This window comes from Arthrobacter sp. SD76 (genome assembly GCF_049726125.1).
Classification (GTDB): Bacteria; Actinomycetota; Actinomycetes; order Actinomycetales; family Micrococcaceae; genus Arthrobacter; species Arthrobacter nitrophenolicus.
In genome coordinates this window covers 2,086,522-2,104,176 of the sequence record NZ_JBNBLR010000001.1, presented here as the reverse complement: position 1 = coordinate 2,104,176, position 17,655 = coordinate 2,086,522, and the positions used below count along the sequence as shown (strand labels likewise).

Sequence of the window (17,655 nt, the reverse complement as noted above, 5' to 3'; positions counted from 1 at the left end):
GAGCCGGTCAGTAACAGTACAGCCGGTTCCTGCGCGGCGGATGCGGACAGCAGCGGCGGCGCTGGCGGCCGCGCTGGCCCTGGCCGCCATTGTCTTCGCTGCCACCACCGGGATCCGGACCTCGGATTCGGACACGGCAACGCTACGGGGCTTCCAAATCAGGGTCCTGAGCATCAGCCAGGCCGCGGCCGAGAACAGGATGGACGGAGCCCTGGCAGCCCTCCAGGCACTCGAAAGCGACCTGGACGCAGCGGCCCGGGACGGACGCATTTCCGCGCCGCGGCTCCGGAGCATTGAAACGGCATTGGAGACCGTCCGCGCGGACATCGCCGGGCATCTGGCTTCCCAATCTTCCCTGGCGGGCGCAGCGGCAGTACCGGGTACCGCGGAAACCGTCCCGTCCGAGACACCGAACACGCAGCCCCAACCGCTCCAGCAGATGCCGGAAGAGCCTGTCACCGCCCCGCTGCCGCCGCCCGGCCAGGGCGAGCCGCCCGCAGCGGTCCCGGATGCGGCCAAGGAGGGCAAGGGGAAGGGCAAAGCGCCGGGCAAGCAATAGACGGCCCGGCGGCGGGGCACAATGGACGGATGACTTTCCCAGCCGGCAGGAGCGGCCCCTTGATCCGGGGGCGTTCGACCTCGACGCGATCGGTACCGGGCTGGCATTCGCAGCGTCACTTGACGCGCTGAATGCCGCGCTTGGCAACGGCGCGGCGGTCGTGCAGGCGCCGCCGGGCACCGGCAAGACCACACTTGTTCCGCCCCTGCTTGCCAACCATGTGCACCCCGCCGGACGGGTGGTGGTGACCCAGCCGCGGCGGGTGGCCGCGCGTGCCGCGGCACGGCGGCTCGCCTCCCTGGACGGAACCCGGCTTGGCAGCCGGGTGGGCTACACCGTCCGCGGGGAACGGCACGCGGGAGCAGAAACGCTCGTTGAATTCGTAACCCCCGGCATCCTCTTGCGCCGCCTGCTGGCCGACCCCGGCCTTGAGGACACCGCCGCCGTCGTCCTGGACGAAGTGCATGAGCGCGGCCTGGAGACGGACCTGCTGGTCGGCATGCTGGCCGAAGTCCGGCAGCTCCGCGGTGACCTTACCGTCGTCGCCATGTCCGCGACCCTGGATGCGCCGCGTTTCGCTTCCCTGCTCGGAGATCCCGACGGCGGATCCGCGGCTCCCCTGGTCGACTGCCCCTCCGTGCTCCATCCCCTGGCGGTGGAGTGGGTTACGGGCGGCGGCCCGCGGCTGGACGGCAGGGGAGTGACACAGGGTTTCCTGGACCACCTGGCGGTAACGGCGGCGCGGGCGCACTTGGAAGCACTGGCCGGGGACAGCACCGTGGACGCGCTGGTCTTCGTTCCCGGCGCCAGGGAAGTCTCGGAGGTGGCGGCAGGGCTGCGGCGGAGGCTGGGGCCGGCCGTGGACGTGCTGGAGCTGCACGGCCAGGTGGGCGCCGCCGAGCAGGACCGTGCAGTGTCCGGACGCGGGCCGGGCGAGAGCCCGCGGATCATTGTTTCGACCGACCTGGCCGAGTCTTCCCTGACCGTGCCGGGAGTGCGGCTGGTGGTCGATTCCGGCCTGGCGCGTGAGCCGCGCAGGGACTCCGGCCGCGGGATGAGTGGCCTGGTGACGGTCTCCTGCTCCCGCGCATCCGCAGACCAGCGCGCCGGCCGGGCCGCCCGCCAGGGCCCGGGAAGAGTGGTGCGCTGCTACAGCCAGCAGGCGTACGGGGCGTCGCCGGCACATGTGACGCCTGAGATCAAGGTTGCGGACTTAACGGGCGCCGCATTGATGCTTGCCTGCTGGGGATCCCCCGGCGGCGAGGGACTGGCCCTGCCCGACAGTCCGCCGCGGCAGGCCCTGGACGATGCCGTGGAGGTGCTGCGGGAACTCAGCGCCGTCTCCGCCGACGGCCACGCCACATCCGCGGGCAGGATCCTGGCGGGGATTCCGGCTGACCCGCGGCTCGCCCGTGCCCTCCTTGACGGCGCTGCGGCCCTCGGAGCTCGGGAAGCCGCCGAGGTGGTGGCGGCTGTGGCAGGCGACCAGCGGGCCCCGGGCGCCGACCTGCCCGGCCTTATGTCCAGGCTCCGCGGTGACTCCGGCCCCGCCGGGCGGCGCTGGGCCGAGGAAGCCCGCTGGCTGGAACGTCTGACCCGGAATGCGTCCTCCGCCCCGCAACCGGCCCTTTCCATCGACGGCGCGGGCGGCACCGCGGTGGGGGCCGTCGTCGCACTCGCCTTTCCCGACCGGGTGGCCCGCCTGGTACCCGGCGACGGGCCAGCCCGCTACCTGCTTTCGTCCGGGACGCGGGCGGGACTGCCCGCCGGGAGCGCCCTGTCCGGGCAGGAGTGGCTGGCCGTGGCCGAGGTGGCCCGGGCCGACGGACGGGACTCAGCCGGCACCGGCGCCGTCATCCGGGCGGCGGCACCGCTGACGGTCGAACTCGCCCAGGCAGCCGCGTCCGGCCTTATCACCGAGACTGTCGAGGCACAGTTCAGCCAGGGCCGGGTAACGGCACGGAAGGTCCGCCGCCTCGGCGCGATCGTGCTTGCCGACACTCCCATCCGCCCCGGACCGGAGGAGGGCAGGGCCGCGGTGACCGGAGCGCTGCGCACGGAGGGGCTGGCTGTCCTGGAATGGTCGACGGCGGCCGCGGCCCTGCGCCGCCGTCTTGCCTTCCTGAGGCGGGAACTGGGGGAACCGTGGCCGGACGTCTCGGACCCGGCCCTCCTGCTGCGCCTCGACGAGTGGCTGGGACCTGAACTCGAACGGCTTGCCGCAGGCGCCGCCGTCGGGTCCGTGGACCTCACCCAGCCGCTGCGCCGGCTGCTGCCTTGGCCCGAGGCCGCCAGGCTCGACGAGCTTGCCCAGGAATGGCTGGAGGTTCCCAGCGGTTCACGGATCAGCATCGACTATCCGGGCCACGATGACGAGAGCGCCCGGCCGGTGGTGGCCGTGAAGCTGCAGGAATGCTTCGGCCTCGCCGAGTCACCGCGGCTGCTCGACGGTACCGTGCCTGTGCTTTTCCACCTGCTGTCCCCGGCCCGCCGTCCGCTGGCAGTGACTGACGACCTCACTTCCTTCTGGTCCGGCCCCTACGCCCAGGTCCGGGCGGAGATGAGGGGCCGCTACCCCAAGCATCCATGGCCGGAGGACCCCTGGAGCGCCCCTGCCACGGCCCGGACCAAGCAGCGCAGGTAAGCCGCTTCCGGGTGCTTCCTGTCGGCGCTGGTGAGGCCGGGTGATAACTCCGATACAAGATCGAAACGTTGCGTCGACGTGCTGAAACATGCTGTGGCTAGGCTCTCAGGTACATGGACAGCGTGGTCCATTCAACTTATGGAAGGACGTAAAGATGTTTCTCTTGAACAGCCTTAACCTTTTGCTCGACGGCCGGCGCGGCGACGATGCCTGGTCTTCCAGCGGGAGCAACGGAAAGACGGAGTTTCCCGAGGGCCGGCTCACCTCCACCGCCTGGGAGGGCTGGTGGCACGAGGAAGCCGCCTAGCGGATGCCGGGCGCCTGGTTGCTGCTGGCGCGGATGAATTCGGCCACGGGGGCTGCCAGCGAGGCCCCTACCTCGTCGGCCTGGCGTTTCTGGCCGGCGACGGCGAAGGAATGGTCGCCGCCCTCCATCCACTGAAGGACAGCTGAGGGCCCAATGCGGGAGATGACGCCCTCAAGAATTTCGGGTGTGGCGAAGGTGTCGCGGGTGCCCTGCAGGAACAGCATGGGGGTGGTGAGCCCGTAGAGGTGCTCGTCGCGAAGCTTCTCCGGTTTTCCCGGCGGGTGCAGGGGATACCCCAGGTAGATGAGCCCGTCGGCCGGCATTCCGTCCGCTACGGCCATTGAGGCCATCCGGCCGCCAAAAGACTTCCCGGCAGCCCAGACCGGACCCGATCCACCATGCTCGGCAGCCTGTCCGGCGGCCTCCGCCATGGCGGCCCGCCAGGTGGCGATGGCCGCAGGAGGCCGGTCAGGGAACCGTCGGCCGGCTTCACGGTACGGGAAGTTGAAACGCAGGGTAGCCAGTCCGAGGGCGTTGAGGGCCTGGGTGAAGCCCCGCAGGAAGGGATGCTCCATGCCGGCTCCGGCACCGTGGGCGACAACCACCGTAGCCCAGGGCGCTTCGGGGCGGGCATAGGCTGCGGAGACTTTGGTCCCGTCCACGTCAAGGGAGAGCTGTGTTTCGGCATCGGGCATGACTCCATCATGCCTGACCGCGGTGGGTGAAATGTGCCGGCTTCAGGACGGCGGGGTGTACGTTGTCCCCATGGCGAGCGAACAGACCACCATTACGGTCCAGGGTCCCCACGGCGAACGCGAGATGCGCATTTCCAGCCCCAGCCGGGTGCTGTGGCCGGACCTGGGACTGACCAAACTGGACCTGGCCCGCTATATCTGCGACGTGGGGGAGGCCTTCATTGCCGCGAACGGCGACCGGCCTGTGTCCCTGCAGAGATACTCGGACAACATCAACGGGGAAATGTTCTTCTCCAAAAACCCGCCGAAAGGGACCCCGGACTTCGTCCGCTCGGTCAAGGTGGTTTACCCCAGCGCACGCTCCCATCCGCAACTGGTGCTGGATGAGCCTGCGGCGGCTGTCTGGGCAGTCCAGATGAACACGGTGGTGTTCCATCCCTGGCCGTCGCGGACGGAAAACACCGACAACCCGGACCAGTTGCGGATCGACCTCGACCCGCAACCGGGAACGGACTTCGACGATGCCGTCCCGGCCGCGCTGGTCCTCAAGGAAGTGCTGGCGGAAGCGGGCCTGGACTGCTTTATCAAGACGTCGGGAAACCGGGGCCTCCACGTCTACGCGCCCATCGCGCCCGTCCGCGAGTTCCTGGATGTCAGGCACGCCGTGATCGCCGCGGCCCGGGAAGTGGAGCGCCGGATGCCGGACAAGGTCACGACGGCCTGGTGGAAGGAGGAGCGGGGCCAGCGTATTTTCCTCGATTTCAACCAGGCCAACCGGGACCGCACCATTGCCGGCGCCTACAGCCCGCGTGCTTTGCCGCATGCCCCGGTCTCCTGCCCCATCACGTGGGATGAGTTGGGGAACGCGGATCCGAAGAACTTCACCATCCTTACCGTTCCGGAGCGCCTGCGGACCACCGGCGACCCCTGGGCCGATTTCCACCGGAATCCCGGCAGCATTGACACCTTGTTGGAGTGGTGGGAGCGCGACGTCAAAGACGGCCTCGGTGAGCTGCCCTTCCCGCCGGACTACCCAAAGATGCCTGGCGAGCCGCCCCGGGTACAGCCCAGCCGGGCCAAGAAGCAGGACTAATCCGGAAGCCGTTCCTCTCCCGTTCAGGGCTTGCGGCAGCCCAATCCGCACTACCCCGCGGGACCTGCCCTGCCCAACACCCGGACCTGATTTGTCACAGCAGCATGTTCCAGGAGCGGTGCTCCTGACCGGGCAGTAGTGCCACGTTTGGCAGCGATGTCACGCAATCGGCCGCTCACGGGAGCGGCGGCTGCTGCCAGCCAGTTGCCCGGAAGTGGGGGTGCGGTGGAGTGGTAGGTGTGGCCTGTGGGGATGCGGGTCTGGACGGTGTGCCGGAGGCCGGGAAGCATGAGTGGTTTTGCCGACCAGCCGGGGGTTTCTTTCGTGTGGTTGCAGGCTTCGCAAAGTCCTTGGCCGTTGCCTGCGGTGGTAGTTCCGCCATTGTGCCAGGCGGTGATGTGGTCGTGGTGGCGGATCGGCGCGTCGCAGTAGGGCGTGCGGCAGGTGTCGTCCCGGACCTGGAGGAACCGTTTGAGCCCGGCCGGGAAGAGCCGCGCCCGGGAGTCCATCGCGACAAGCTCGCCTGTGGCGGGTGTGGTGTAGAGCCGGCGGATCCAGAGGGCCAGGTCCTGCCTGTCATGGGCTTCGGCGCTGGCACGTTTGGTGTTGAGGAGGAGGGTGCGGGCGGTTTCGGCGGGGATGATGCCGTAGCCGGGGATCCTGGCCGGCTCGCTGTCGCCCTGGAACAGGGCCCGGTCCGTCATCACGACCTGGAGGTCGATACCCGTGATCCCGGCCCGGGTGCCGGTGACGCGTTCGACCAGGGTGTCGGCCATGACCTGCCCCTGGTCCGCTCATCCCCTCCCGCCCGGGCGCCATCGGCCTCCCGGACCAGCACGGCGTAGGCGGCCACACCCTGGGCGACGGGCATCAGCGCGGTCAGGTACGTCATCGCATCCGGCGCCGGCCGCAACGACACCGTCCGCTCCGTCACCGCATGCGCCGCCCTGCGTGCGACAGACCGCGGGTCGCGCCGGTACGCGGCGGTGCGGACGGCGCTAACGATGGCGCGGTCCCCGGCCCCGTCCAGGGCGCCGGTGTCCGCGGCGAGTTCCTCGTCCACCGCCATGCGGTCCTCCACAGTCAGGCAGGCTGTCTCCTTCACGACCAAAGTGGTGCGCCACTCGTTCAGCTGCCCGGACCGGAACGCGGCCAGCGTCCGCGGCATCCCCGTCAGCGCTTTCGCCAAACCCAGGAGCCGTCCGCCCTTGGCGGGGGATTCCCGGCGTGCCAGCGCAATCTGGGCAGCCACACCGGCGCCCTGCTCCTCGGCCGGGACACCGGCCGCGGCCTGAACCCGCCGCTGGAACCCATCAAAGGCGACAGTGATGTCGGCCTGCCGGGCACCGGCCAGGGACTTCACATCCTCCAGCTGCCGCAACTGGTCAATCATCCCCGCACCATCAGAAGCGACGGGCACGCGGGCGAGCAGGGCAAGCACGTCCGAAACAGTCGGGACACCATAAAGCCCCGCAACCGTCCCGTACCCTGGGTCTGCCGCCGTCCCAACTGCTTCCATGAACAGAGTCTTCCAGCACGGTCTGACAATTCCCGCCATGACCAGCGCCTATGTGGAAAACCAGCCGTGACCGCCACGTTGCTTGTTATGGCAGCACGCTGAAGGCCCGCTCCGAGCGGACCGGGCCTTCAGGAAACCGGGACTAGCTGGTGGTGCAAGTCCCGCTGCTGTGGTTGTGGCCGTTTGTGCCGTTGGCTTCGACGTAATTTGTGTCCAGTACACACGTCAGGCCATCCGAGTAAGACAGAACGTCCCAACCATCGATCCTGGTCACCTTCGGGTCGAAGTAAATGGTTCCGTCCGGAACGACTATCGACGATCCGAAAACCGCAACGTATCTGCGTGCACCCTCACTTGACCACGAGCCCCCAGGGTAAGTCGTGGCATCCGAGTACTCACGGTACCCCTGAAGATCGCTGTCCCTGACGGCGTCACCACTTCGATCCGGCGCTGCTCCATCGAGAGGCACGTGGTCACACCCGCAGGCGTGCCGCCCGGCACAGCTGCCGGGCCGCCGTCGTACGCCACCCGAACCCGGACCGGAACCTACTCGAACCGTGACGCGTCTCCTGCGCCGTGCCGGACGACCTCCGCGACGCCGCTGGAGAAGTCAATGACAGTGGTGGGCTCGGCCCCGCAGTCGCCGGCATCGATCACCGCATCCACCTGATGGTCCAGCCGCTCCTTGATGTCCCAGCCCTGGGTCAGCGGCTCTTCCTCATCCGGCAGCAGGAGGGTGCTGGACAGCAGGGGCTCACCCAGCTCGGCCAGAAGCGCCTGGACCACCCGGTTGTCCGGGATCCTGACGCCTACAGTCTTCTTTTTGGGATGCAGCAGCCGCTTGGGAACCTCCCGGGTGGCAGGCAGGATGAAGGTGTAGCTTCCCGGCGTGACGGACTTGATGCTCCGGAACACGTCGTTGCCGATGTTCACGAACTGCCCCAGCTGCGCGAAGTCGCGGCAGACGAGGGTGAAATGGTGCTTGTCATCCAGCTGCCGGATGCTGCGGATCCGGTCCAGGGCCTCCCTGTTGCCCATCTGCGCGCCCAGCGCATAGCAGGAGTCGGTGGGGTAGGCGATCAGCCCGCCGTCGAGGATGATGCGGACAGCCTGGGTGATGGCCCGGGGCTGGGGATCCTGTGGATGAACATCGAAGTATCTGGCCATGTCCCGAGCCTAGTGGCACCCGGCCCCGCCTGCACGAACGTTCCCAAACCCCCTACCAGCGCTCCCTTCTTTGGGGCAGGATGTTGTCTGGTTTCACCGTGTCAGTCCCCACTAAGGAGATTCAGCCATGCCGACCATCCTCAACCCCTACCTCAACTTCCGTGACAACGCCCGCGAGGCCCTGAACTTCTACCAGTCCGTGTTCGGCGGCGACCTCCGCGTCAGTACGTTCGGTGATTACCAGGCCAGCGAAGATCCCGCGGAGGCGGACAAGATCATGCATGGCATGCTGACCACCCCCCAGGGCCTGGTCCTCATGGGCGCCGACACCCCGAACAGCATGGAATACCGTGAGGGGTCAGCCATCTCCATCTCGCTCAGCGGCGAGGACGAGGCAGAGCTTCGGGGCTACTACGACAAGCTCAGCGGCGACGGCGGTTCAGTCACCGTGCCGATGGAGAAGTCCCCGTGGGGAGATGTCTTCGGCATGTGCAAAGACCGTTACGGCATCGGCTGGCTGGTTAACGTCAACGCCGCCCAAGGCACCACGGGCGCACCCTGATCCTGGCCTGACTGCCTCCCCGGGGGAACATCCCCCGGGGAAGCACATCCGCCCGAAATCCTCCTTGAGGCGCGCCTCACCGCCTGCGACGATGGACGGGTGGAATCCCTTTTCGAGTTCCTGTCCGACAAATGGTGGCTGGTCTTCCCGCTTGCCGCCTTTACCGGACACTGGGCCAACAGCTGGCGCAAGGCCAGCGAGCGCCGGCACCAGCGCAGGGTGGAACTGTACAAACTGCGTAACCAGCACCTGGCAGCGGAGCAGGCGTCAACGGCGGAAGTGGAAGCCCTGATGGCGACCCATGACGCCACCAACCGGCGCTGGCTGGACTATGAACTGGACGTCGGCAAACTCATCGAATTTCCGCTGATGACGGACGTCCGGGAACCCTTGACCGTGGCATTCCTCCGCGCGAAGCGGGAGGCCGATGGCCAGCGGCCCAACACTGCTGCGGACATCACGTCTCCAGCCCGGCTGGAGGCCTACCGGCAGGCCGTCAACAGTTTCGCCGTCGCGCTGGATGTGGCGGAGCGGGAAGCCCGGCGCATCAGGGACAGCAAGTTCACCGGACCCGAGCGTGAACGGCTGGCCACTGCCAGGAAGCTGCTGATGATCGCCGAAAACCATGCCGCCACCCCCGCCGAGCGCCAGGCAGCATACAAACGGGCTCGGCGGGAACTGGACGGCCTTATCGTCCTGCCGGACGTGACTGTCGCCGCACTGGAGGAGCGCATTGCTCCCGGGCTGGAATCGGGACGGGAGCCTTCGGAGTTCCGCCGGAACTGAAAGGCAGGGCAGCGTGGGCCGCACGCTTTATATCGACGTCGACGGCGTCATCTGCCCTTTTGGCCCGGAGGGAACCACCGGTTGGGGTTCAGCGTGGTGCCACGTGGATGCCGGCCTCCTGCCCGTTGCCTATGCAAGGGAACTGGTGGACGGGCTGAATTCGCTGGCACGGGCCGACGGGCTCCGCTGTGTCTGGCTCACCAGCTGGGAGGAACTTGCCCCGCAGTACTTGTGCCCGGCCATCGGCCTCGACGGCGGCACCTGGCCTTATCTCTCCTCGACGGGGCCGCCCGGCGGCACCGGATGGTGGAAACTCCGCGCCATCCAGGACGATGTGGAAACGACGGGCCCGGACGCCGTGGCCTGGATCGACGACCAGCTGGATTTCGAGGCGGAGGCACAAGCGTGGGCGCGGCTGCTGGGCCGCCGGATCCGCCTTGTTTCGCCCCATCCGCGCCGGGGGATTTCCCCGGCTGAACTGGCGGCGGTCCGCACGTTCCTGACCCAACCGATGTTTTGACCTGATGGCCCGGACGCGTACGATCGATAAGGTTTCCCGCCGGTTTTGCAAACGCCGCAAGTCATTCCACACGAACAGTCGGTGAATTATGCTGTCCACGGCAGCAGCCGGGGGATAGAAACTGCCGAACGTCGTCTCTGCAGATTGGGCAACAGGTGGATATCACCTTCATGGTGGCGCTGGTCATTGCGCTGGCACTATTTTTCGACTTCACGAACGGCTTCCACGACACCGCAAACGCCATGGCCACCCCCATTGCGACCGGTGCCATCAAGCCGAAGACCGCGGTAACCCTGGCTGCCATCCTGAACCTGGTGGGCGCCTTCCTGTCCACCGAGGTGGCCAAGACGGTTTCCGGCGGCATCATCCGTGAGGGTTCGGACGGCATCCAGATCACGCCGGACATTATTTTTGCCGGCCTGATGGGCGCCATCCTCTGGAACATGATCACGTGGCTCAAAGGCCTGCCGTCCAGTTCATCCCACGCACTGTTCGGCGGCCTGATCGGCGCTGCGATAGCCGGCATCGGGATCCACTCCATCAACCTTGAGGGCCTCCTGCAGAAGGTCATCCTCCCCGCGATTTTCGCACCCCTCATCGCCGGCATCGTGGCGTATGTGTGCACCCGCCTCGCCTATGCCCTCACGTCCCGCCACGATCCGGAAACGGGCAGCAAGCTCACCCAGAAGCGCGGCGGCTTCCGGACGGGACAGATCTTCACCTCCAGCCTGGTGGCCCTGGCCCACGGCACCAACGACGCCCAGAAGACCATGGGCATCATCACGCTTGTCCTGATTGCGGCCGGCACCCAGGAGCCCGGTTCCGGCCCCGCTTTCTGGGTCATCGCTGCCTGCGCGTTCGCCATCGCCATCGGCACCTATGCCGGCGGCTGGCGCATCATCCGGACCATGGGCGCCGGGCTGACCGAGGTCAAACCCGCCCAGGGCTTCGCCGCCGAAACCAGCACCGCGTCCGCCATCCTGGCGTCCTCCACCTGGGCTTCGCCCTGTCCACCACCCAGGTGGCCTCCGGTTCCGTGATCGGCTCCGGAATGGGCCGCAAGGGAACCAGCGTCCGCTGGAGCATGGTGGGGAAGATCGCCCTCGGCTGGCTCTTCACTCTGCCCGCCGCGGGCATCGTGGGTGCCCTCACTGCCCTGCTGGTCAAGACCGGCGTGGTGGGCGTCCTGATCGCGGCCGTCGCCGGCACAGCCGCCGTACTCTTCATGTTCTTCTACTCCCGCAAATCGGCTGTTGGCCACCACAACGCCATTGAAGTGGAGGAGGCCGGCCAGGCTGTCCGCTTCAGGAAGAAGAAGGCCATGGCCCGCGCCAGGGCGCAGGCACATAAAGCACAGCAAGAGGCCCAGGCACAGACCGACGCCGACGCGACCAACCCGAAGGAGCCCCGGCGATGAAGTGGCTGGAACTCGTGACCGTGGCCGGTGCCACCCTGATTGCGGCCGTTACCGTGGTCACCCTGTACTCGCTGGGTGTCCGGCTCACCGCCATCGCTGCAGATTCCCAGCAGGCCTCGCCGGGCATCAAGAAGTCGTTCGCCTACGTGTGCTTCGGCCTGTGCGGCCTGGCCGTGCTCTTCGGGCTGTACCTGATCATCCCGTACTTCTCCGGCTAGCCAGGACTGCGGTTCGGACCACTGTCCACGCCCGGCGGCTTTGGCTAGGCTGGGCGCATGCCACGCTTCCAGTACTTCGTCGCTGCCTCGCTGGACGGCTTCATCGCCACCTCCACCGACGACCTCGGCTGGCTCCTGCAGTTTGACGGCTTCGAGGGCGGATCCGAAAGCTACGACGCGTTCATGGCCGAGGTGGGCTGCATCGTCATGGGCGGAGAAACCTACGCCTGGCTGATGGCGCACGAGCCGGACAAGTGGCCCTGTTCCGGGACGCCGAGCTACGTGTTCACCAGGCACGAGTATTCCGCGCCCGCAGGGGCGGACATCACTTTCGTGCGGGGCGACGTGGGCGAGTTCGTGGAGGATTTCCGGCGCGCGGCTGCCGGCAGGAACGTCTGGGTGGTGGGCGGCGGAAACCTGGCCGCCCAGTTCGCCGACGCCGGGCTGCTGGACGAAATCATCCTTTCGGTCATCCCGGTGGTCCTTGGCGAGGGCAAGCGCCTGTTGCCGCTGGCTGGCCCGACGCCGCCCCTTGAGTTGACTGCCTCGCGCACCCTGGGCAGGGGCGTGGTTGAGTTGCGCTACCTTTTCAGCCGCAATAGTACCTAGCGGCGCCCGGGTGCCGGAACCGGCTTGGCGCCGGCTATTGCCCTCCCGGCGCGTTCTTCCTGATCAGGTTCGTGATCCGGGCGGTCGAAAGGCGCCGGCCCTGATCGTCCGTCATGACGATTTCGTGCGTTGCCAGGGTTCCGCCCAGGTGGATGGCGGTGCATGTCCCGGTCACCATGCCCGCTGCGATGGAACGGTGATGGGCGGCACTGACTTCAATGCCCACAGCATGCCGGCTCTCCCCGGCATGCATGGACGCTGCAAACGAGCCCAGCGTCTCGGCCAGCACAACATGAGCGCCACCGTGCAGGATGCCGGCCACCTGGGTATTGCCCGCCACCGGCATGGTGGCCACGGTTCTCTCGGGACTCATCTCAAGGAACCGAATGCCCATCTTCACCACCAGGGCGCCGATCCCGTACCGGCCCAGCCAGGCGTGCAAGTGGTCCGGAACGCCGGCGGCCGCCAGCTCCTCCGCGAAGGGACCGGGCGTGAAATTGTCCATCATGCCAACTAGGCTGGCACCTGTGAGTGAAACAACCAAACCGGCCCCTTTCCCGTCTGAAGTTCTTCCGCAGGACCCTGCCCTCGAAGGCGGAAGTGCCCTGGGCGGCACCGCCGTCAAGGACAAGGTTCCTGCTCCCGCCGGTGAGTCGGTTTCAGCTGCCGCAGCCCCCGTGGTGCCCATGACAGGCCAGCCGCGGCTCCTGGTCCTGGACGGCCACTCCATGGCTTTCCGTGCCTTCTTCGCCCTGCCCGCGGACAAGTTCTCCACCATGAACGGGCAGCACACCAACGCCATCCACGGCTTTACCTCCATGCTGATCAACCTGATCAAGGAGCAGCAGCCCACGCACATCGCCGTGGCCTTCGACGTCTCCGACGAGACCACCCACCGCAAGGCCCAGTACAGCGAATACAAGGGCGGCCGGAACGAGACCCCCCCGCGAAATGAGCGGCCAGATCGACCTGATCGCGCAGGTGGTGGAGGCGTGGGGGATCAAGACCATCAAACTGCCCGGCTACGAGGCGGACGACATCCTGGCCACCCTCGCCGCCATGGGGGAGAAGGCAGGCTTCGAGGTGCTGCTGGTCTCCGGCGACCGGGACGCGTTCCAGCTCATCACAGACAACGTGTTCGTCCTCTACCCCAAGAAGGGCGTCAGCGACATCCCCCGGATGGACGCCGCTGCCATCGAGGCCAAATACTTCGTCAGCCCGTCCCGCTATTCCGACCTTGCAGCGCTGGTGGGGGAGACGGCGGACAACCTTCCCGGCGTGCCCGGCGTCGGCCCGAAGACCGCAGCCAAGTGGATCAACCTCTACGGCGGACTGGAAGGTGTCCTGGAACACCTGGACTCCATCGGCGGGAAGGTGGGCGACGCCCTTCGCGAGAACGTCGAAAACGTGAAGCGCAACCGCATGCTCAACCAGCTCCACACGGACCTGGAGCTGCCCGTCACGCTTGACGACCTGTACCAGCCCCGCCCGGACCAGGCAGCCCTGGAAGACCTGTTCGACCAGCTCGAGTTCAAGACCATCCGCAGCCGGCTCTTCGCCCTCTACAGCGAAGAGGACACGCCCGCCGCGGAGCGCGAAAGCATCGACGCCCCGGAATACACCACCCCCGCAACCGCCACCGAGCTGGAGGCGTTCCTGGCCGCCGGGGCAGGGCAGCGTTCCGCCCTCGCCGTGGACCTGGTCCCGGGACGGATCGGCGAAGACGCCGCAGCCGTGGCGATCGTCCGCGACGGCGCGGCCGCCTACATTGACCTCTCAGGCCAGGACGCCGAGACGGAGAACGTGCTGGCCGGCTGGCTGCGCGACCCCGAAGCGCCCAAGGTGATGCACGGCTTCAAGGCCGCCCTGAAGGCCCTGACGGCCCGCGGGCTGGAGCTGGAGGGCGTGGTGGACGACACCTCGATTTCCGGTTACCTCATCCAGCCGGACCGCCGCTCCTACGAGCTGGACGAACTCGCCCAGCACCACCTGAACGTCGGAATTCCCGCGGCGACTGCCAAAGCCGGCCAGCTGGAACTGTCGTTTGACGGGGACGATACCGCCGCCGCCGACGCACTCGTCCAGGCAGCCGCCGTCGTACTTTCCCTGAGCCGGTACTTCGAAACCGAACTCAAGGAGCGCAAGGCGGAGGAGCTGCTGTCCACCCTGGAGCTGCCCGTCAGCCGTGTCCTGGCGGACATGGAGCTTGCCGGAATCCGGATCGACATGGACCGCATGGACGAACAGCTCGCGGACCTCGCCCGGGTCATCGACCAGGCCCAGGAGCAGGCGTTCGCGGCGATCGGACACGAGGTCAACCTCGGTTCGCCCAAACAGCTGCAGACGGTCCTGTTCGACGAACTGCAGCTGCCCAAGACGAAGAAGATCAAGTCCGGGTACACCACCGACGCCGCGTCGCTGAAGAACCTGCTGGAGAAGACCGGGCACGAATTCCTGGTCCAGCTCATGGCGCACCGGGAGGCGGCCAAGCTCCGGCAGATGCTCGAGTCGCTGAAGAAGTCGGTGGCCGAGGACGGGCGCATCCACACCACCTACGCCCAGAACGTGGCCGCCACCGGCCGCATCTCTTCGAACAACCCCAACCTGCAGAACATCCCCATCCGCAGCGAGGAGGGCCGCCGGGTCCGCGGGATCTTCGTGGTGAGCGAGGGCTATGAATGCCTGCTGTCCGCAGACTACTCGCAGATCGAGATGCGGATCATGGCGCACCTGTCCGGCGACGAGGGCCTGATCCAGGCGTACCGCGACGGCGAGGACCTGCACCGGTTCGTGGGTTCGAATATCTTCCATGTGCCCACCAGCGAGGTCACCAGCGCTATGCGCTCGAAGGTCAAGGCCATGTCCTACGGGCTCGCGTACGGGCTGACCTCCTTCGGCCTGTCCAAGCAGCTGGAGATCTCCGTGGACGAGGCCCGCACCCTGATGAAGGACTACTTCGACCGGTTCGGCGCGGTCCGCGACTACCTCCGCGGCGTGGTGGACCAGGCACGCGTGGACGGGTACACCGCCACGATCGAAGGCCGCCGCCGCTACCTGCCGGACCTCACCAGCACCGACCGGCAGCTGCGGGAAAACGCTGAACGCATCGCCCTCAACAGCCCCATCCAGGGCTCGGCCGCGGACATCATCAAGCGCGCCATGCTGGGAGTCCACGCCGGGCTGCAGTCCCAGGGACTGAAATCCCGCATGCTGCTGCAGGTCCACGACGAACTGGTCCTGGAAGTCGCCACCGGGGAACGCGAGGCCGTGGAGCAGCTGGTCACGGAGCAGATGGCCGCCGCCGCGGACCTCAGCGTGCCCCTGGAAGTCCAGATCGGCGTCGGTCCCAGCTGGTACGACGCCGGGCACTGACCGGCAGCGCGAATCGAACGGGGGCGGGGCGATGGACAAATACGACGTCCGGAAGCAGTTCAAGGAGCTGTACGCGCCCCGCACCCGTGACTTCGAGGTGGTCACCGTCCCGCCGTTCCAGTACCTGATGGTGGACGGGCAGGGAAACCCGGGCACCGCCCCCGCCTACGCCGCCGCGCTCGAAGCGCTGTACTCGGTGTCCTACGCCGTCAAGTTCGCCAGCAAGAACGCCGGCAGGGACTACGCGGTGGGCCCGCTGGAAGGCCTGTGGACCGCTGACGATCCCCGGGCCTTCACCGCCCGCGACAAGGACAGCTGGAAGTGGACCATGATGGTTCCGCAGCCCGGCTGGATCGGCTCCAACGAAATGCAGGCCGGCGTGGCCAAGGCGGCTGCCAAGGGGATTCCCGGGCTGGATGCGCTGCGGCTGGAGACCCTGGACGAGGGGCTGTCGGTCCAAATCCTGCACCTCGGCAGCTATGACGACGAAGGGCCGGTGCTGCACCGGCTGCACAGTGAATTCATGCCCGCCCACGGGTACGGATTCGCCGGGCCGCACCATGAGATCTACCTCAGCGACCCCCGGAAGGTGGCGCCGGAGAAACTCCGGACCATCCTGCGCCAGCCCGTACGCCTCCTCTGACCCTGGCTGCCCTTTGTTTGCGCTGGTCAGACGCCGGATGGATTGGCTGAGGCTCGGACGAATGGGCGATCTGAGCGGCAACTATGAAATCCGGCGCTTCGGCGCGGTCCCGAAAGGTAACGACGGCTACGAGGAAGCCGCCACGTGGTCCCGGGCGGTGTCCTTCGGATTCCACGAATCCACCCGCACGCCCGAGCACGTGGAAAAGGCCCTTGCCACCTACGCGGTGGATGGCCGGGTCCTGACGGGCGCCTACCAGACCGGAAGCGTGGCTCCCGGATCGCTGCCCGCCGAGGTTCCCGTGGCCACGTTCGCGACTCTCCGGAAGACCCTGAACATCGGCTTCGGAAGGACACTGGAGACGCAGCTGGTCACGTCGGTGACGGTGCGCACCTCGCACCGCAGGCGGGGCCTGCTGCGGCGGATGATGAGCGAGGACCTCAGGCTCGCGAAGGAGGACGGCGTGGCGATGGCGGCGCTTACGGCCTCCGAGGGGTCCATCTACGGACGGTTCGGCTACGGGGTGGCGAGCTTCGAGCGCTCCGTGAAGGTTGACACCACCACCCGGTTCACCCTGCAGCACCAGCCCACCGGCTCCGTGGAGGTTGCCGACCCCAAGGCCCTGCTGGAGCTGGCCCCGGTGGTGTTCGACCGTGTGCACCGGCTTACCCCGGGATCCATCGGACGGCAGGAGTGGTACCGGCAGCTGGCATCCGGGTCACTCGGACACGAAGGCAAAGAGGACCCCGCCGTCAAGGTGGCGCTCCACTACGGCCCCGGCGGCGACGTGGACGGCTACGTCTCGTACAAGTTCCTCGGCTGGGACACCAAGCCCTACACGGTGGAAGTGGTGGACCTGCTTGCCGCCACGAATGACGCCTACCTCGAACTCTGGCAGTTCCTGGCGGCCATCGACCTGGTGGAACGCATCACCTGGGGCGAAGCTCCACTGGACGACCCCCTGCCCTGGGCCCTCACCGACCCGCGCTGCATCGGCTCCTCGGACAGCAGGGACATGCTCTGGCTCCGGATCCTGGACGCCGCCGCGGCCCTTGAGGCCCGGCACTACCCGGCGGACGGCAGGCTGGTACTGGACCTCCGCGACCCGCTCGGGCTCACGGCGGGAACCTGGGCCCTGGCAGTGGAGGGCGGCCGGGCCGCCGTCGAACAACTCCCGGAAGGCACCCCTGCGGACCTGGCACTGGATGTCTCAGCGCTTTCCTCCATCTACCTCGGCGGTGTCTGCCCGGTGACTTTGGCGGCGGCAGGGAAAATCCGCGAAAGCACTGCCGGCGCGGCGCTGCAGGCCCGCCAGATGTTCGCGGTGGAGCGGGCCACGCACTGCCTTACCCACTTCTGAGGGGGAGGGGCACCTGCCCGCTTTTGCCCTTGTTGGCGGCTGCGACTAGAATAAACGGGCGTGTACCACGTGCACGTTCTGTAAAATCCACAAAATCAGGATGACCCGGAGGATCCGTCGGATTCACCGCGAATCGCGCCTGCGTTCCATAACGCGGGCGCGCCGGTTTGCCTGACCGACTAAC

The 17,655-nt window shown here is 67.5% G+C and carries 14 protein-coding genes and 3 pseudogenes; 13 read left to right on the top strand and 4 right to left on the bottom strand.

What is annotated here, in order from left to right; translation table 11 throughout:
* Window positions 1-40 precede the first annotated feature (40 nt).
* The 3 genes from ACPEE0_RS10435 (at window position 41) to ACPEE0_RS10425 (ending at window position 3,510) form a co-directional block, all read left to right on the top strand.
* Window positions 41-559, top strand: a complete 519-nt coding sequence (locus ACPEE0_RS10435; protein WP_424574461.1) for a hypothetical protein — start codon at window positions 41-43, stop codon at window positions 557-559.
* Window positions 510-3,203 carry an ATP-dependent helicase HrpB gene (hrpB, locus tag ACPEE0_RS10430; RefSeq protein ID WP_424574460.1) on the top strand — a complete coding sequence of 898 codons (2,694 nt, stop codon included), beginning with the start codon at window positions 510-512 and terminating at the stop codon, window positions 3,201-3,203. The genes ACPEE0_RS10435 and hrpB overlap by 50 nt, the downstream gene beginning before the upstream one ends.
* Window positions 3,204-3,357: 154 nt before the next feature.
* Window positions 3,358-3,510 (top strand): hypothetical protein, encoded by a 153-nt coding sequence (locus ACPEE0_RS10425; protein ID WP_009357623.1) that lies wholly within the window; start codon window positions 3,358-3,360, stop codon window positions 3,508-3,510.
* Here ACPEE0_RS10425 and ACPEE0_RS10420 read toward each other — a convergent pair.
* Complete coding sequence (locus tag ACPEE0_RS10420; RefSeq protein WP_009357624.1) at window positions 3,507-4,205, bottom strand: alpha/beta family hydrolase; 699 nt, start codon at window positions 4,203-4,205, stop codon at window positions 3,507-3,509. The two genes, ACPEE0_RS10425 and ACPEE0_RS10420, sit on opposite strands and share 4 nt — an antisense overlap.
* A 70-nt stretch (window positions 4,206-4,275) precedes the next feature.
* Between ACPEE0_RS10420 and ligD the strand changes: the two genes are divergently transcribed.
* On the top strand, window positions 4,276-5,298 hold the full coding sequence (gene ligD, locus ACPEE0_RS10415; RefSeq protein ID WP_133346893.1) for a non-homologous end-joining DNA ligase: 1,023 nt from the start codon (window positions 4,276-4,278) through the stop codon (window positions 5,296-5,298).
* Between the two features lie 50 nt (window positions 5,299-5,348).
* Here the strand turns inward: ligD and ACPEE0_RS10410 are convergent.
* Window positions 5,349-6,817: pseudogene (locus ACPEE0_RS10410) on the bottom strand (HNH endonuclease).
* 546 nt (window positions 6,818-7,363) lie between these two features.
* The gene (locus ACPEE0_RS10405; RefSeq protein WP_424574459.1) at window positions 7,364-7,984 is read right to left on the bottom strand and encodes an L-threonylcarbamoyladenylate synthase; all 621 of its coding nucleotides are present in this window, start codon (window positions 7,982-7,984) and stop codon (window positions 7,364-7,366) included.
* A gap of 127 nt (window positions 7,985-8,111) precedes the next feature.
* On the opposite strand from ACPEE0_RS10405, the gene ACPEE0_RS10400 reads away from it, so the two are divergent.
* The 6 genes and pseudogenes from ACPEE0_RS10400 (at window position 8,112) to ACPEE0_RS10375 (ending at window position 12,096) form a co-directional block, all read left to right on the top strand.
* The gene (locus ACPEE0_RS10400; RefSeq protein WP_009357628.1) at window positions 8,112-8,546 is read left to right on the top strand and encodes a VOC family protein; all 435 of its coding nucleotides are present in this window, start codon (window positions 8,112-8,114) and stop codon (window positions 8,544-8,546) included.
* Between the two features lie 99 nt (window positions 8,547-8,645).
* The gene (locus ACPEE0_RS10395) at window positions 8,646-9,332 is read left to right on the top strand and encodes a hypothetical protein (protein ID WP_424574458.1); all 687 of its coding nucleotides are present in this window, start codon (window positions 8,646-8,648) and stop codon (window positions 9,330-9,332) included.
* Window positions 9,333-9,345: 13 nt separating this feature from the next.
* Window positions 9,346-9,852, top strand: a complete 507-nt coding sequence (locus ACPEE0_RS10390; protein ID WP_424574457.1) for an HAD domain-containing protein — start codon at window positions 9,346-9,348, stop codon at window positions 9,850-9,852.
* A 155-nt stretch (window positions 9,853-10,007) separates the two neighbouring features.
* A pseudogene (locus tag ACPEE0_RS10385) lies at window positions 10,008-11,269 on the top strand (anion permease).
* Window positions 11,266-11,487, top strand: a complete 222-nt coding sequence (locus ACPEE0_RS10380; RefSeq protein WP_009357630.1) for a hypothetical protein — start codon at window positions 11,266-11,268, stop codon at window positions 11,485-11,487. Before ACPEE0_RS10385 ends, ACPEE0_RS10380 begins: the two are co-directional and overlap by 4 nt.
* A gap of 57 nt (window positions 11,488-11,544) precedes the next feature.
* Window positions 11,545-12,096 carry a dihydrofolate reductase family protein gene (locus ACPEE0_RS10375; RefSeq protein ID WP_424574456.1) on the top strand — a complete coding sequence of 184 codons (552 nt, stop codon included), beginning with the start codon at window positions 11,545-11,547 and terminating at the stop codon, window positions 12,094-12,096.
* Between the two features lie 34 nt (window positions 12,097-12,130).
* On the opposite strand, the gene ACPEE0_RS10370 is transcribed toward ACPEE0_RS10375, so the two are convergent.
* On the bottom strand, window positions 12,131-12,604 hold the full coding sequence (locus tag ACPEE0_RS10370; RefSeq protein WP_354176939.1) for a hotdog fold thioesterase: 474 nt from the start codon (window positions 12,602-12,604) through the stop codon (window positions 12,131-12,133).
* A gap of 220 nt (window positions 12,605-12,824) precedes the next feature.
* Between ACPEE0_RS10370 and polA the strand changes: the two are divergent.
* The 3 genes and pseudogenes from polA (at window position 12,825) to ACPEE0_RS10355 (ending at window position 17,471) form a co-directional block, all read left to right on the top strand.
* A pseudogene (gene polA / locus ACPEE0_RS10365) lies at window positions 12,825-15,468 on the top strand (DNA polymerase I).
* Window positions 15,469-15,499: 31 nt separating this feature from the next.
* Complete coding sequence (locus tag ACPEE0_RS10360) at window positions 15,500-16,111, top strand: GyrI-like domain-containing protein (RefSeq protein WP_424574455.1); 612 nt, start codon at window positions 15,500-15,502, stop codon at window positions 16,109-16,111.
* Between the two features lie 61 nt (window positions 16,112-16,172).
* Window positions 16,173-17,471, top strand: coding sequence for a GNAT family N-acetyltransferase (locus ACPEE0_RS10355; RefSeq protein WP_424574454.1), 1,299 nt, complete (start codon window positions 16,173-16,175; stop codon window positions 17,469-17,471).
* Window positions 17,472-17,655: the final 184 nt, after the last annotated feature.

Coding starts and splice junctions, on each gene's coding strand:
- ACPEE0_RS10380 (WP_009357630.1), top strand. CDS start 11,266: ATGAAGTGGCTGGAACTCGTGACCGTGGCCGGTGCCACCCTGATTGCG.
- ACPEE0_RS10420 (WP_009357624.1), bottom strand. CDS start 4,205: ATGCCCGATGCCGAAACACAGCTCTCCCTTGACGTGGACGGGACCAAA.
- ACPEE0_RS10360 (WP_424574455.1), top strand. CDS start 15,500: ATGGACAAATACGACGTCCGGAAGCAGTTCAAGGAGCTGTACGCGCCC.
- ACPEE0_RS10370 (WP_354176939.1), bottom strand. CDS start 12,604: ATGATGGACAATTTCACGCCCGGTCCCTTCGCGGAGGAGCTGGCGGCC.
- ACPEE0_RS10400 (WP_009357628.1), top strand. CDS start 8,112: ATGCCGACCATCCTCAACCCCTACCTCAACTTCCGTGACAACGCCCGC.
- ACPEE0_RS10435 (WP_424574461.1), top strand. CDS start 41: ATGCGGACAGCAGCGGCGGCGCTGGCGGCCGCGCTGGCCCTGGCCGCC.
- ACPEE0_RS10375 (WP_424574456.1), top strand. CDS start 11,545: ATGCCACGCTTCCAGTACTTCGTCGCTGCCTCGCTGGACGGCTTCATC.
- ACPEE0_RS10405 (WP_424574459.1), bottom strand. CDS start 7,984: ATGGCCAGATACTTCGATGTTCATCCACAGGATCCCCAGCCCCGGGCC.
- ACPEE0_RS10355 (WP_424574454.1), top strand. CDS start 16,173: ATGGGCGATCTGAGCGGCAACTATGAAATCCGGCGCTTCGGCGCGGTC.
- hrpB (WP_424574460.1), top strand. CDS start 510: ATGCGGCCAAGGAGGGCAAGGGGAAGGGCAAAGCGCCGGGCAAGCAAT.
- ligD (WP_133346893.1), top strand. CDS start 4,276: ATGGCGAGCGAACAGACCACCATTACGGTCCAGGGTCCCCACGGCGAA.
- ACPEE0_RS10425 (WP_009357623.1), top strand. CDS start 3,358: ATGTTTCTCTTGAACAGCCTTAACCTTTTGCTCGACGGCCGGCGCGGC.